This is a genomic window from Microbacterium sp. NPDC089189 (assembly GCF_040685095.1).
Lineage (GTDB): Bacteria > Actinomycetota > Actinomycetes > Actinomycetales > Microbacteriaceae > Microbacterium.
The window spans coordinates 1-14,427 of the sequence record NZ_JBFBHG010000043.1; the positions used below are offsets into that span (position 1 = coordinate 1).

9 protein-coding genes are annotated in these 14,427 nt (G+C 70.4%); 6 read left to right on the forward strand and 3 right to left on the reverse strand.

All coding sequences use genetic code 11. The features are described from left to right. Positions 1-174 precede the first annotated feature (174 nt). Together AB0N73_RS15850 and AB0N73_RS15855 are read right to left on the reverse strand one after the other, a co-directional pair. Positions 175-4,269 carry a glycoside hydrolase gene (locus tag AB0N73_RS15850; protein WP_363565238.1) on the reverse strand — a complete coding sequence of 1,365 codons (4,095 nt, stop codon included), beginning with the start codon at positions 4,267-4,269 and terminating at the stop codon, positions 175-177. Positions 4,270-5,023: 754 nt separating this feature from the next. Continuing rightward, positions 5,024-6,067, reverse strand: a complete 1,044-nt coding sequence (locus tag AB0N73_RS15855) for a LacI family DNA-binding transcriptional regulator (protein WP_363565240.1) — start codon at positions 6,065-6,067, stop codon at positions 5,024-5,026. 119 nt (positions 6,068-6,186) lie between these two features. Here AB0N73_RS15855 and AB0N73_RS15860 point away from each other — a divergent pair, with 119 nt between their 5' ends. The 6 genes from AB0N73_RS15860 to galE all read left to right on the forward strand — a co-directional run bounded on the left by AB0N73_RS15860 (position 6,187) and on the right by galE (position 13,787). Beyond that, complete coding sequence (locus AB0N73_RS15860; protein ID WP_363565242.1) at positions 6,187-7,107, forward strand: sugar ABC transporter permease; 921 nt, start codon at positions 6,187-6,189, stop codon at positions 7,105-7,107. Continuing rightward, positions 7,104-7,982 (forward strand): carbohydrate ABC transporter permease, encoded by an 879-nt coding sequence (locus AB0N73_RS15865; RefSeq protein ID WP_363565244.1) that lies wholly within the window; start codon positions 7,104-7,106, stop codon positions 7,980-7,982. Before AB0N73_RS15860 ends, AB0N73_RS15865 begins: the two co-directional genes overlap by 4 nt. Before the next feature lie 90 nt (positions 7,983-8,072). Continuing rightward, positions 8,073-9,419 (forward strand): sugar ABC transporter substrate-binding protein, encoded by a 1,347-nt coding sequence (locus tag AB0N73_RS15870; protein ID WP_363565246.1) that lies wholly within the window; start codon positions 8,073-8,075, stop codon positions 9,417-9,419. Positions 9,420-9,498: 79 nt separating this feature from the next. Further along, the gene (locus AB0N73_RS15875; RefSeq protein ID WP_363565248.1) at positions 9,499-11,016 is read left to right on the forward strand and encodes an alpha-N-arabinofuranosidase; all 1,518 of its coding nucleotides are present in this window, start codon (positions 9,499-9,501) and stop codon (positions 11,014-11,016) included. A gap of 17 nt (positions 11,017-11,033) precedes the next feature. Next, on the forward strand, positions 11,034-12,782 hold the full coding sequence (locus AB0N73_RS15880; protein WP_363565250.1) for a beta-galactosidase family protein: 1,749 nt from the start codon (positions 11,034-11,036) through the stop codon (positions 12,780-12,782). Positions 12,783-12,809: 27 nt separating this feature from the next. Further along, a complete protein-coding gene (gene galE, locus AB0N73_RS15885) occupies positions 12,810-13,787 on the forward strand; it encodes a UDP-glucose 4-epimerase GalE (RefSeq protein ID WP_363565252.1) in 978 nt (325 codons plus the stop codon). Between the two features lie 179 nt (positions 13,788-13,966). On the opposite strand, the gene AB0N73_RS15890 is transcribed toward galE, so the two are convergent. After that, positions 13,967-14,427: substrate-binding domain-containing protein (locus tag AB0N73_RS15890; protein ID WP_363565254.1), on the reverse strand; the 461-nt coding region annotated here is incomplete at its 5' end.

The following is a 14,427-nucleotide window of genomic DNA, read 5'->3' on the forward strand; positions in this document are numbered from 1 at the left end:
TCCCTACCCGACGCTCTTCCGTTGTGGGCGTTCGGGGGGTGCCTGACCCGCGAGACAGCACTTTCGCGCCGAGACAGCGGGTTAAACCCACGGTCTCGGCGCCGGAGTGCTGTCTCGCGGATCGGGACGGGTCAGGGGGGCGGGCACCGGGTGGGGTGCCCGCCCCGGAAGGGGTTATTCGGTGGGGTGGATGCGGGTGCGGCGACGCAGGAGCACGCCACCGACCAGCAGCGAGCCCAGCAGCAGCGCGCCCAGAGCGAACGGCACACTCGCACCCAGGTCCAGACCCGTCGCGGGCAACGCACCCGCCGCGCGGACCTCGAGCGGAGCCCACCCGATGACCGCACCCGACGCATCCGTCACCGCCAGACGATGCTGGCCCGCCGGCGTCTCGACGGGAATCCGCACCGAGAACTCACCCGCCGACGACACCGTCCGCGCACCCAGATGCACCGGAGACGAGAACAACCACGCATCCACCGACGAACCCACACGCGACGCGTCGACACCCACCGTGATCACCGACCCCGCCGTCACCGACGACGGCACCGTGATCCCACCCCGCGTCTCACCCGTCAACGCCGACTCCACCGGAGCAGACGGCGACGAACCACCCGGCGTCCCCGGCGTCCCAGGGTTGCCCGGCGTCCCAGGGTTCCCAGGCGTACCCGGCTCCCCCGGCTCACCCGGGTCGACCGACGCCGGCTGCGCCACGACCGCGGCCGAGGTGGCCTCGCCCGCGACGAACCCTTCGGCGGATGCGGTGGCCACCGCGCGGAGCTCACGCCCCACGTCAGCGGTGGTCACGGTGTACGACGCGCCCGTCGCGCCCTCGATGGGCGCGCCGTCGCGGGTCCACGCGTAGGCGACCTCGGCATCGGCCGGGTCGGTCGTGGCCGCGGCCGACAGCGTCAGACCGACCTCGGCGGTGCCGGTGAGCGTCACCGCGCCGATCCCGACCTGTCGCTCGACCGTGACGGTGTAGCTGCGCGTCGTGCCGTTCGGCGCGGTCACGGTGATCGTGCCGACACCCGCGGCACCCGCTGGCTGCACGATCGAGACCTGCGCGTCGCGGTCGACGGCGATCGCCGAGACCGCGGGCCAGGCCGCACCGACCGTGCGCACCGTGTAGGCCTCGCGGTCGGCGTCGAACTCGGCCACGGCCTCGCCGCCCACCACGAGGCGGGCGAGATCGGCGATGCCGGCGGGAGCCGCATCCAGACCGAAGATCTCGACCTCGGAGACGATCATGTGCGTGTTGGCACGGGCGGTGAGGACGACGCGCACCTCGTCGGCGGCGACGCCGCCGATCGGCACGTCGACGACGGGGGCACCGGAGTCGGGCACCGGGACGTCCACCGACTCACCGGCGACCCACTCGCCACCGGCGACGCGGTGATCGACACGCAGGCTCTGGGCCCACGTCGCGCCGCCGTCGCGGTAGAAGTGCACTGTGACATGCCCGACCTGCTCGGTCGCGGCGAGCGCGTAGGTCAGCGTGTCCTGCGCGTTCTTCGTGCCCGAACGCCAGTTCGACCAGCCCTTGTCGCTGGTCACACCGTTCTTCGTGCGGTCGACGCCGTAGCTCGGGCTCTCGGTGAAGGTGGCCGACGCGCGGCTCGCGGGAGCGACGTTGCGCTCGCCCTGCTCGGTGACGATGACCGTCAGCCGAGCCGCGACCGGCTCGCCGCCGTGCGATGCCGCCGATCCGGGGATGCCGACCGTGCCGACCTCGGCGAAGTCCGCATCCGAGACGCCCGACCAATCCCACTCGACCGCGGTGTCGTAGGCGCTGCCGCCCAGCCGCACCTCGGCGGGCACCGTGGCCGGAGCGGCCGCGCGCACCGCGGCGAGCGTGGAGCCCGCGTAGGTCGTGAGCGACACCGGCTGGGTCGACGTGTACGCCCCGACCTCGACGGTCGCGACCGCCGAGTCGAAGGCGGCGCCGAACACATCCGTGCCCGATCCGCGCACCTCGACCGTGCCGGCGCTCGACCAGTCGGCGCCGTCCAGGTTCCACGTGACCGCTGCCGTCCGCTCGACACCGCCGCGGTAGCGCAGCGTCACCGTCTCGGGCAGCTCGGGGGCCTCGCCGACGCCGGTGCTCACCGACACCGGTGCGATCCCCGTGATCGCGGTGGATGCGGGCGTCCAGCGCTGGTTCGCGCCGTTGTTCGAGGTCCAGGTGCCCACCGACGTGCCGTCGGTCGTGCCCTGGCCGTTGACGTCGAGCACCCGCTCGGCGGCGACGCTGAGCAGCGAGTACGTCCGGCCGTCCGCGGTCGACGGGATCCACTGCAGCGCAGGGTCGGATGCGGCGGCCGCGGCATCCGCGCTCACGAGCGTCGTGCTCGTGCCGTTGACCGCCAGGAAGCGTCCGTCACCGGCCTGCAGCGCGATCCGGTGGCGGTTCGTGCCCTCGCCCTCGAGCGAGCGCACGGTCCACGCCTGAGCGGTCGCGGTGGCGGCCTCGGTCGCACCGGTGCGGATCGACAGGCCACCCGCATCCGCGGCGAGCGCCTTGCCGCTCTGCACGCCCAGCAGCTGGTAGGTCTCGCCGTCCTCGAACACCGCGGCGTCCTCGGCCTCGCCCGAGACACCGGTGACGACGAGGGTCGACACCGACTTGGCGGGAAGCGTCACGACCGCCGACTTGGATGCGGCGTCGATCGGCACCGCGGCGCCCCCGACGAGCGCGTTGGCGGTGACGTCGGCCTTCGGCGACTCGGTCGTGACGATCGGGGTGACCGTCGCCCCGGGGGCGATGGTGCCGAACTGCGACAGGTCGATCTCGACCGTGCGCGCCGCGGATTCGGAGTTGATGTGCACGAGCGTCACGCCGTCGCCCTCGGCCGTCAGGGCCGCGGTGGTCTGGGTGTCGTTCGTGGGGATGAGGCGGTCGCCGGGCTCGATGTAGTGCGTGAAGTTGCGCACCGTGTTGAACTTGGCGTTGGTCAGCACCTGGCACGAGGGATCGGCGTCGCCATCCGCGATGCGCCGCTCGGAGTTGCCCTCGGCGTTGCAGTCGAAGTCGATGAAGACGCTGCCCCAGTTGAGCTTCTCGACCTTCTCCATGTTGTAGAGGTCTTCGACCGGCTGCCAGAACACCCAGGCGCTCGGCTCGAGCTCGCGCAGGTCGTCGACGATGCGCGTCGCCATCCCGAGACCGTTCTCGATGTTGGTCTGGTTGAAGCCGCCGCCACCGTTCCAGTCGCCCTCGACCTCGCTCATCCACAGCGGCTTGTCGGAGGCCTTGGCGATGTCGCGGGCGACCATGCGGTCACCGGTGCCGTAGGTGTGCACGTTCAGCTGGTCGACGGCATCCTTCGACTCGTCGCTCCAGCCGTTCCAGTTCTGCACGAAGATCGACGGGTTGGTCTCGTCCATCGCCGAGATGCTCACGTCGGTCGTCGTGCCGGGCTGGGCGAGACGATCACGCAGCGACTGGATCATCTGGTCCTGGCGCGCGGGGCCGATGTGGGCGCCCTCCTGACGGCTCGCGCTCGTCGGCCAGGTCTGGCCGGAGGGGATGCGGGTCTGCCAGTAGTTCGTGTTGGGCTCGTTGAACGGGTCGAGCGTGTCGAACTCGATGCCGTGGGTCTTCTCGAGCTCTTCGACCACGTTCACGAGGTAGGACGAGAACGCATCCATGTCGGCGGTGGCGAGCTGCTCGCTGGTGGCGTTGTTGATGCCGCCCGAGACGAAACCGCTCTCGGTGAGGAAGTACGGCGGGGAGTTGCTGAAGGCCTCCCAGTGGGTGACCTTGTCGGCCAGGGCGTCGAGCCACCAGCGCTGGTCCGCATCCGCGTCGAAGTCGTACGAGGCCGGGTCCTCGGGATCCCAGGCCGCGGCGTACCGGTCGCGGTCGGCGTAGGTGGCCGTGATGTCGCCCTGCGCGTCGGACGCGTCGAGCTCGGCGTTCCACCAGCCGGGCACGGCGCCGCCGGGGCGCAGGTAGTCCGGCACATCCGTGGCGTTGCCGCCGCCGATGTTGTAGCGCGCGATGTTGAGGTTCAGACCCTCCTCGCCGAAGACGGCGTCGAAGAGCGCCTGGCGCACGTCGTCGGGGTAGCCGCCGGTGGCGTTGGCGAACCACACGAGGCTCGTGCCCCATCCCTCGAAGGGGTCGGCGGCGTACGTGGGATTGGGGGTGATGCGGACGGTGGATGCGGCATGCGCTGCGGGGGCAGTCGTTGCCGCTCCCGCGACCAGCGCACCGGCACTGAGAGTGCCGACGCACAGCAGCGACAGGAGTCGGAGGGACTTCATCGTCGTTCCTTCCGGCCGCGGCGATGCGGCCCTGGGGGATGTGTGATTCATGTTGACGTCAACATGTTGACGTCAACACCGGAGCCTAGGGGAACCCATAGCGTCCGCACAAGGTTCCATGTCACGGGGCGTCGGGCTGGGGCGGGTGCTCGGGGGCGGGCGGGCGCGGGTGCGGGCGCGGCGGGGTACGGCGGGCGGGCGAGCAGGCGGCGGGGTACGGGCGCACAACGGCGGGCCCAGCCCACGACACCCCGACACCGAATGCCGCACGCCCGGCGTGTCGCCCGCCCCATCCGCCGTTGTGCGCGACGCAGGGCCACAATCGGCAGCACAGCCCATCGCCCACTCGCCCGACCGACCGGGGCCGCCGCCACTGCCGGAGGCACGCACCGCGGCGGGGTACGGGCGCACAACGGCGGGCCCAGCCCACGACACCCCGACACCGGATGCCGCAGGCCCGGCGTGTCGGCCGTCCCATCCGCCGTTGTGCACTGCCGGCGAGCCGACCCCGGGCACGGCCCTACCGGCGGCACCGACGCGGAACTCACCGCCCTGCCCGCCCCGGCCTGCGGAACCGTCAAGCCTGCGAACCCACCCACCCGACACAACGGCGGGCCCAGCCCACGACACCCCGACACCGGATGCCGCACGCCCGGCGTGTCGCCCGCCCCATCCGCCGTTGTGAACGGCGCAGGGCCACAACCAGCAGCACAGGCCACCGCCGCGCCGGCCCCACACCCCAGGGGCGGGAGCGCTATGCGCGGGGGCCGGAGCTCTCGCGGACGACGAGCTCGGTGGGCACGAGGAGGCGCTCGGTGTGGGGGCCGTCGCCGTCGATCTCGGCCAGGAGCGCACGGATGGCGGCTTCGCCGACCCAGTCGAAGTGCTGGCGGACGGTCGTGAGGGGCGGCCAGTAGTTCGACGAGTCGGCGGTGTCGTCGAAGCCGACGACGCTCACGTCGCCGGGCACGGCGCGGCCGGCCTCGTGCAGCGCGCGGATGAGGCCAAGGGCCATCTGGTCGTTCGAGACGAAGACCGCGGTGACGTCGGCGCGCTCGGCGATGCCGCGTCCGAGCTCGTAGCCCGAATCGGCCGTCCAGTCGCCGACGAGGACCTCGGGCACGCGCGCGCCGCGGGCCTCGAGCGTCTCGCGCCAGGCGGTGCGGCGGCGCTCGGCCGCGTACGACTCGAGCGGACCGGAGATGTGCACGACGCTCTCGTGCCCGAGATCGAGCAGGTGCTCGGTGGCGAGCCGCGCACCGAGGGCCTGGTCGTTGTCGACCACGGGGTAGGCGTACTCGGCGTTCGAGTCGACGACCACGACCGGCAGGCCGCTCGGCAGCGCGAGCTCGGTCTCTCCCAGCCGGTGGGTCTCGATGAGGATGACGACGCCGTCGACGGCGTGTTCCGCGAGGCGCACGAACGCGCCCGAGACGTCGGACTGCGTAGCGGATTCGACCGTGATGAGGGTCAGCGAGTACCCGGCGTCGGCGGCCACGGAGGCGACCGCATCCAGCGTGCGGGTGTTGCCGTAGCTCGACAGCGAGAACATGATCACGCCGATGCTGTGGAAGCGCCCCGACCGCAGCGCCCGCGCGGCGCTGTTGGGCCGGTACCCCAGCGAGTTCATGGCCGCCCGCACGCGCTCGCGCGTCTCGGGGTCGACGTTGGAGCGGCCGTTCGCCACGCGCGACACGGTCTGGCCCGAGACTCCCGCCGCTGCTGCGACGTCGGCCATCGAGACCTCCCGACGGCGCGCGCGGGTGTCGACCGGTGTCGATGACGCGTCTTCGCCCATGTCCGGATCCTCCTCGATGTTGACGTTGACATGCTAGCGCGACCGAGTTATGTTTACGTCAACATTTCGCGCTCGTTCCCCGGCGACCGCGTCTGCATTCACAGAAGAGGCATTGGACGATGACGACCACAACGGCACCACCCCGCGCCGTGAACCCCCGACGGAAGCGGCTGATCAGCGTCGAACAACGCGGCTGGCTGTTCGTCGCGCCGTTCGCGATCGTGTTCGCACTCGTGTTCCTGGCCCCTCTCGCGTACGCCCTGTACCTCAGCTTCTTCCGCGAGCAGATCGTGGGCGGCAACGCGTTCGTGGGCTTCGAGAACTACCTCACGGCCTTCGCCGACCCCAAGCTCTGGGACGGCTTCCTGCGCGTGCTGCTGTTCCTGATCATCCAGGTGCCGATCATGCTCGTGCTGGCCCTGGCCGCAGCGCTCGCGATCGACAGCGCGCGGCTGCGCGCCGCGGGCTTCTACCGCATCATCATCTTCCTGCCCTACGCCGTCCCGGCCGTCGTCGCGGTCCTCATGTGGGGCTACATCTACGGCGACCAGTTCGGCCTCGCGGGCAACATCAACGACCTGCTCGGCAGCGAGGTCCTCAAGCCCTTCGTTCCGCAGTGGATGATGGTCTCGATCGGCAACATCGTCACGTGGCAGTTCGTCGGCTACAACATGCTGATCTTCTACTCGTCGCTCAAGACCATCCCCGGAGAGCTGTACGAGGCCGCATCCCTCGACGGCGCCGGCGCGTGGCGCACCATCTTCTCGATCAAGATCCCCGCCCTGCGCGGCTCGATCGTCATCGCGACGATCTTCTCGATCATCGGCAGCTTCCAGCTGTTCAACGAGCCCAACATCCTCAAGCCGCTGGCCCCCAACACGATCACGACGTTCTTCACGCCGAACATGTACGCGTACAACCTGTCGTTCGCCGGTCAGCAGTACAACTACGCCGCCACCGTCGCGATCATCATGGGTGTCATCACCGCGGTCATCGCCTACGTCGTTCAGCTGCGCGGATCCCGTCAGGAGATGCGATGACCGCCCCCGCCCTCGCCAGGAAGACGCCGTTCGCACGGCGTAAGTCCCTCGTGCTCACCATCGTGATGAGCCTGTTCATCCTCTACACGCTGCTGCCCCTCTTCTGGCTGCTCATCAACGCCACCAAGACGCAGGGCGATCTGTTCTCGACCTTCGGCCTCTGGTTCGGCGGCAGCTTCAACCTGTGGGACAACATCGTCGAGACGTTCACCTACCGCGACGGGATCTTCCTGCGGTGGCTGGGCAACACGCTGCTGTACGTGGTGGTCGGCGCCGGTGGCGCGACGATCCTCGCCACCATGGCCGGTTACGGTCTGGCCAAGTACAACTTCCGTGGCCGGAAGGCCGTCTTCGCCGTGATCATCGGCGCGGTGGCCGTGCCCGGCACCGCCCTGGCCGTGCCGACGTTCCTGATGTTCAGCCAGCTGGGGCTCACCAACACCCCCTGGGCGATCATCATCCCGTCGCTCATCAGCCCCTTCGGGCTGTACCTGATGTGGGTGTTCGCCAGCGACGCCGTGCCGACGGAGCTCCTCGAGGCGGCGCGGATGGATGGGGCGAGCGAGATGCGCACGTTCTTCACCATCTCGGCGAAGCTGCTGACCCCGGGCATCGTCACGGTGCTGCTGTTCGCGGTGGTCGCCACCTGGAACAACTACTTCCTGCCCCTGATCATGCTGAGCGACCCCGCCTGGTACCCGCTCACGGTCGGACTGAACCAATGGAACGCGCAGGCCACCGGTGCCGCCGCGCAGCCCATCTACAACCTGGTGATCACGGGTTCGCTCCTGTCGATCATCCCCATCGTCGTCGCGTTCCTCATGCTGCAGCGGTTCTGGCAGTCGGGACTCAGCGCCGGAAGCGTCAAGCAGTGACGAGGGGCACTGCCTGATGACCCGCACTCTCCCTCAGCACCCCGGAGCGTCCTGCCCCGGATCCACAACAACGAAGTGAAGGAAAAACCCATGACACTCATGCGCAAGGGTTCGACGCTGCGTCGCGTCGCGTCCGTCGTGGCCATGACGGCCATCGGCGGCATCGCTCTGGCCGCCTGCTCGTCCGGCGGCACCGCCGCAGGCTCCGGCACCGCCGACGACCTCGAGGCGGCCCTCGAGGCCGGTGGCGAGATCACGTACTGGTCGTGGACGCCGTCCGCCGAGGACCAGGCCGCGGCGTTCGAGGCCAAGTACCCCAACGTCAAGGTGAACGTCGTCAACGCCGGCACCAACACCGAGGAGTACACCAAGCTCCAGAACGCGATCAAGGCCGGCTCGGGCGCCCCCGACGTCGTGCAGATCGAGTACTACGCCTTCCCGCAGTTCGCGCTGACCGAGGGCCTGCTGGACCTGGCCCCCTACGGCTTCGGCGACCTCGAGGGCGACTACACCGCATCCACCTGGAACTCGGTCGACTTCGACGGCAAGATCTACGGCCTGCCGCAGGACTCGGGCCCCATGGCGCTGTTCTACAACAAGTCGGTCTTCGACCAGTACGGCCTCACGGTTCCGACCACGTGGGACGAGTACATCGCGACGGCTCAGCAGCTCACCGCCGCCGACCCCACGAAGAAGATCACCAACGACACCGGTGACGCCGGCTTCGCCACCAGCATGATCTGGCAGGCGGGCGGTCAGCCGTTCCAGGCCGACGGCACCGACGTCACGATCGACCTCGCCGACGAGGGCTCGCAGAAGTGGGCCGACACCTGGAACCAGCTCGTCGAGGGCGACCTGCTCTCGGACGCCTCCAGCTGGAGCGACGAGTGGTTCAAGGGTCTCGGCGACGGCTCGATCGCGACGCTCGTGATCGGCGCCTGGATGCCCGGCAACCTCGAGTCGTCCGTCCCGGATGCCTCGGGTGACTGGCGCGTCGCCCCGATGCCGACCTACGACGGCACCCCGGTGTCGGCCGAGAACGGCGGCGGCGGCCAGGCCGTGACCAAGCAGAGCCAGAACCCGGCCCTCGCGGCAGCGTTCCTGAAGTGGCTGAACAACGACGACGAGAGCATCACGATCTTCGCCGAGTCGGGCGGCTTCCCGTCCACGACCGCGCAGCTCGAGTCGGACGAGTTCCTGAACGCCGAGTCCGAGTACTTCGGCGGCCAGAAGATCAACGAGGTCCTCGTGCAGGCCGCGAAGGACGTCCAGGAAGGCTGGCAGTACCTGCCCTTCCAGGTCTACGCGAACAGCATCTTCGGCGACACCGTCGGACAGTCCTACGCGAACAAGACCGACCTGAACGAGGGCCTTGCCACCTGGCAGGAGCAGCTCGTGCAGTACGGCAACGACCAGGGCTTCACCGTCAACAAGTGACGTCCTCCGAGGGGCGGGTCGCATCGAGCTTCGATCCGGCCCGCCCCTCGGCACGTCCGCCTCTCCCCGGAAAGCGATCATGACCTCCCCCACCCGCATCGTGCTCGACACGACCGCCGCCGGACCCGACGTGCCGCGCCGCCTGTTCGGCACGTTCGCCGAGCACATGGGCCGCTGCGTGTACGACGGCATCTCCGAACCCGGTCACCCGACGGCCGACGCCGACGGATTCCGCGGCGACGTGCTCGACCTCGTCCGCGAGCTCGGCGCGACGGTCGTCCGCTACCCCGGCGGCAACTTCGTCTCGGGGTACCGGTGGGAGGACGGCGTGGGTCCGCGCGACCAGCGCCCCGTGCGTCTGGATGCCGCCTGGCACAGCACCGAGACCAACCAGGTGGGCCTCCACGAGTTCGCCGACTGGGCCGAGCGCGCCGGGCTCGAGCTCATGGAGGCCGTCAACCTCGGCACCCGGGGTGTGGCCGAGGCCGCCGACCTGCTCGAGTACGCCAACCACCCGGGCGGCACCGCCCTGAGCGACCAGCGCCGTGCGAACGGTCGCGACGAGCCCTTCGGCATCCGGCTCTGGTGTCTCGGCAACGAGATGGACGGCCCCTGGCAGATCGGTCATAAGACGGCCGACGAGTACGGCCGCCTCGCCGCGGAATCCGCGCGCCTCATGCGCTTCATCGATCCCGACATCGAGCTCGTCGCTGCGGGCAGCTCCAACCACGAAATGCCGACGTTCGGCGAGTGGGAGCGCACCGTCCTGCGTCACACCGCGGGACTCGTCGACCACATCTCGGTGCACGCCTACTACGAGGAGACCCCCGGCGATCCCGCCAGCTTCCTCGCCTCGGGCGTGGGTCTGGACCGCTACCTCACCGAGGTCGCCGGCATCATCGACGAGGTGCGCGCCGAGCACGGCATCGACACCCCCATCGGCATCAGCGTCGACGAGTGGAACGTGTGGAACCAGACCCGCTGGAACGAGGTCGACAAGCCCCGCGTCTTCACCGGCGACTGGCCGGTGGCCCCGCGCCTCATCGAGGACGACTACACCGTCACCGACGCGGTCGTGGCGGGCTCTCTCCTCATCACCCTGCTGCGCCGCGCCGACCGCGTCTCGATGGCCAACCTCGCGCAGCTCGTCAACGTCATCGCCCCGATCCGCACCGAACCGGGCGGGCCGGCTTGGCGCCAGACCACCTTCTTCCCGTTCCAGCTCACCGCCGCACGGGCGACCGGACGCGTCGTCGTGCCGCAGATCACCGCCGGCACGATCGACACCGCGCGCTACGGCGCCGTCGACGCCGTGGATGCGGTCGCCACGATCGACGGCGACGAGCTGTCGCTGTTCGTCGCGCACCGCGGGCTCGACGCCGCGACCCCGGTCGAGCTCGACCTCGGCGTCCCGGCGACGGGCGTCGAGGCGCTCGTGCTGACGATCCCCGAGGACGGCGACCGTCACACGGTCAACGGCGCCGACGCTCAGCCCGTCGCCCCCGTCTCCCTCCCCGTGGATGCCGACGGCACCTCCCTGCGCTTCACCCTTCCCCCGCTGTCCTGGGCGCGCCTGACGGCACGCATCGCCCGCTGAACGAATCGAAAGACACCGTGAGCACCTTCACCATCGGCGACACCGACTTCCTGCTGGACGGTCGGCCGCACCGCGTCCTCGCCGGCGCCCTGCACTACTTCCGCATCCACCCGGATCACTGGGCCGACCGCATCCACAAGGCTCGGCTCATGGGACTCAACACGATCGAGACGTACGTGGCGTGGAACGCGCACGAGCCGGTGCGCGGCGAGTGGGACGCGACGGGCTGGAACGACCTCGGCCGGTTCCTCGACCTGGTCGCCGCCGAGGGCATGCACGCGATCGTGCGCCCCGGCCCCTACATCTGCGCCGAGTGGCACAACGGCGGTCTGCCGGTGTGGCTGACGAGCACGCCGGGCATCGGCCTGCGCCGCTCCGAGCCGCAGTACGTCGAGGCGGTGAGCGAGTACCTGCGCCGCGTGTACGAGATCGTCGCTCCGCGTCAGATCGACCGCGGCGGCAACGTCGTGCTCGTGCAGATCGAGAACGAGTACGGCGCCTACGGCTCCGACAAGGAGTACCTGCGCACGCTCACGGAGCTCACCCGCGCGTCGGGCATCACGGTGCCGTTGACGACCGTCGACCAGCCCGAGCCCCGCATGCTCGAGAACGGCAGCCTGCCGGATCTGCACCTCACCGGATCATTCGGCTCGCGCGCCTCGGAACGACTCGAGACGCTCCGCACCTTCCAGCCCACCGGGCCGCTCATGTGCTCCGAGTTCTGGGACGGCTGGTTCGACTGGTGGGGCGGCATGCACCACACGACGGATGCGGCCGCATCCGCCGCCGAGCTCGACGCGCTGCTCGCCGCGGGCGCCTCGGTGAACATCTACATGCTGCACGGCGGCACGAACTTCGGCACGACGAACGGCGCCAACGACAAGGGCCGGTACGCGCCCATCGTGACCTCCTACGACTACGACGCGCCGCTCGACGAGTCGGGGCATCCCACCGACAAGTTCCACGCGTTCCGCGAGGTCATCGCCAAGTACACGACCGTGCCGCACGATGTGCCCGCCGCCCGCCCGGACGCGCCCGAGATCTCGGTGCCGCTCACCGCGACCGGCGACTGGCTGACGCCCGCCGCGGACGCCGCCTCGGCCGAGGAGCCCCCCAGCTTCGAGGATCTGGCGCAGCTCGGACCGCTCGTGCGGTACGACGTCGACCTCCCCGCGGCGGCGTTCGAGGCGGCGGATACGGCTGTCCTCGCGTTCCACGAGGTGCGCGACTACGCCTGGGTCGCGGTCGACGGCGTGCCCGTCGGGCGCCTGCAGCGGGCGCTGCACGAGCGCGCCCTCACCATCCCCCGGGGCGCGACGCTCAGCATCCTGGTCGAGGACCAGGGACGCGTGAACTACGACGTGCGCCTGGGCGAGACCAAGGGCCTGGTCGGCCCCGCCACGCTCGGCGGCGAGCCGCTCGGCGGCTGGAGCGCCACCGCGGTCGACGTCCCCGCGATCGCGGCGGGCATCCCGTCCGCGCCGGCGGCATCCGCCACCGGCCGCACCGGCCTGCACGGGGGCTTCGACCTGGCCGAGCCCGCCGACCTGTTCCTCGACACCGACGGATGGGGCAAGGGCTACGCCTTCGTCAACGGCTTCTTCCTGGGCCGCTACTGGCGCAGCGGTCCGCAGCGGACGCTGTACGTGCCGGCGCCCGCCACCCGCGCGGGGGCGAACGAGATCGTCGTGATCGAGCTGGAGCAGGTCGTGGAGCCGGTCGCGCGCTTCGTCGCCGCCCCCGACCTCGGCCACCGCGAAGAGTGATCGCCCCGATCGGGCAGGATGGATGACATGAGCTGGCTAGTGACCGGTGGTGCCGGGTACATCGGAGCGCACGTGGTGCGCGCCCTCGCGGATGCGGGCCTGTCGCCCGTCGTCCTGGACGACCTCTCGAGCGGGCACGAGGGCTTCGTGCCCGACGGCGTGCCGTTCGTGCGCGGCTCCATCCTGAATCGCGACCTCGTCGAGCAGACGCTGCGCGAGTACGCGGTCGAGGGCGTCATCCACGTCGCCGGCTTCAAGTACGCCGGCGTCTCGGTGCGCCGGCCGCTGCACACGTACGAGCAGAACGTCGAGGGGACGCGCGTCGTGCTCGCCGCGATGGAGGCGGCCGGCGTCGACAAGATCGTGTTCTCCTCGAGCGCGGCCGTCTACGGCACGCCCGACGTCGAGCTCGTGACCGAGGATCTGCCCAAGCGGCCCGCGTCGCCGTACGGCGAGTCCAAGCTGATCGGCGAGTGGCTGCTGCGCGACCAGGGCATCGCCACCGCCGACGAGGAGAAGCCGCTGCGCCACACGTCGCTGCGCTACTTCAACGTCGTCGGCTCGGGCGACCCGGTGATCTACGACACCAGCCCCCACAACCTGTTCCCGATCGTCTTCGAGAAGCTCCTCGCGGGCGAGACGCCGCAGATCAACGGCGACGACTACGCCACCCCCGACGGCACCAACGTGCGCGACTACGTGCACGTGGCCGACATCGCCGCCGCCCACGCGGTGGCCGCCCGCCGCCTGGCCGCGGGCGAGCCGGTCGAGCCCGCCTACAACCTGGGGTCGCAGAACGGCCTGTCGGTGCGCGAGATCATGGACGCGATGGCCCGGGTCACCGGCATCGACGTCACACCGGCGATCGGCCCGCGCCGCGCCGGCGATCCCGACCGGATCGTGGCGACCGGAGAGCTCGCCGCCCGCGACCTGGAGTGGGCCAACCGCTACTCGGTCGACGACATGGTGCGCACCGGATGGGAAGCCCGCCGCGCCGCATCCTGATCGGTCCGCTCGGTACGTCGCGCGGGGTGGTCCGTGTGATCCTCGCGAGATGAGGACGATCGGCCGAGACGAGGACGTTCCACCCGTAAACATCCTCGTCTCGGCCGAATGTCCTCGGATGAGATGAGGCGGGTCGCGCGGGATGCGGCGGGCACACCCGCGTGGCCGAGCGCGCCGCGTCAGGCGGAGTCGCGCCAGACGACCGGGGCGTCGAGCAGGATGCCGGTGCGCACGCTCTGGTCGCCCTCCAGCTGGGCGAGCACGGCCTTCGCCGCGGCGATGCCGAGACCCTCGGCGGGCTGGTGGATGCTCGACAGGTTCGGTGAGGTGCGCCGCGCCCACGAGCTGTCGTCGAAGCCGACGACGCCGACGTCGCCGGGGATGCTCCGGCCCGCTGCCTGCAGCGTCTGCATGGCGCCGGCGGCGACGGCATCCGAGGCGGCGAACACCCCGTCGATGTCGGGAGCGCGCTCGAGAAGACGCTCCATGCCCGCGGCGCCGTCCGCGAAGGCGTAGAGCGGCACGGGCTCGACGAGGTCTTCGTCGAACGCGTCGCCCATCGCGGCGCGGAAGCCGGCGAGGCGGCCGAATGGAAGATCGCCTAATGTGATCCCGATTGCCAACCAAGCGAGTGGGGAGG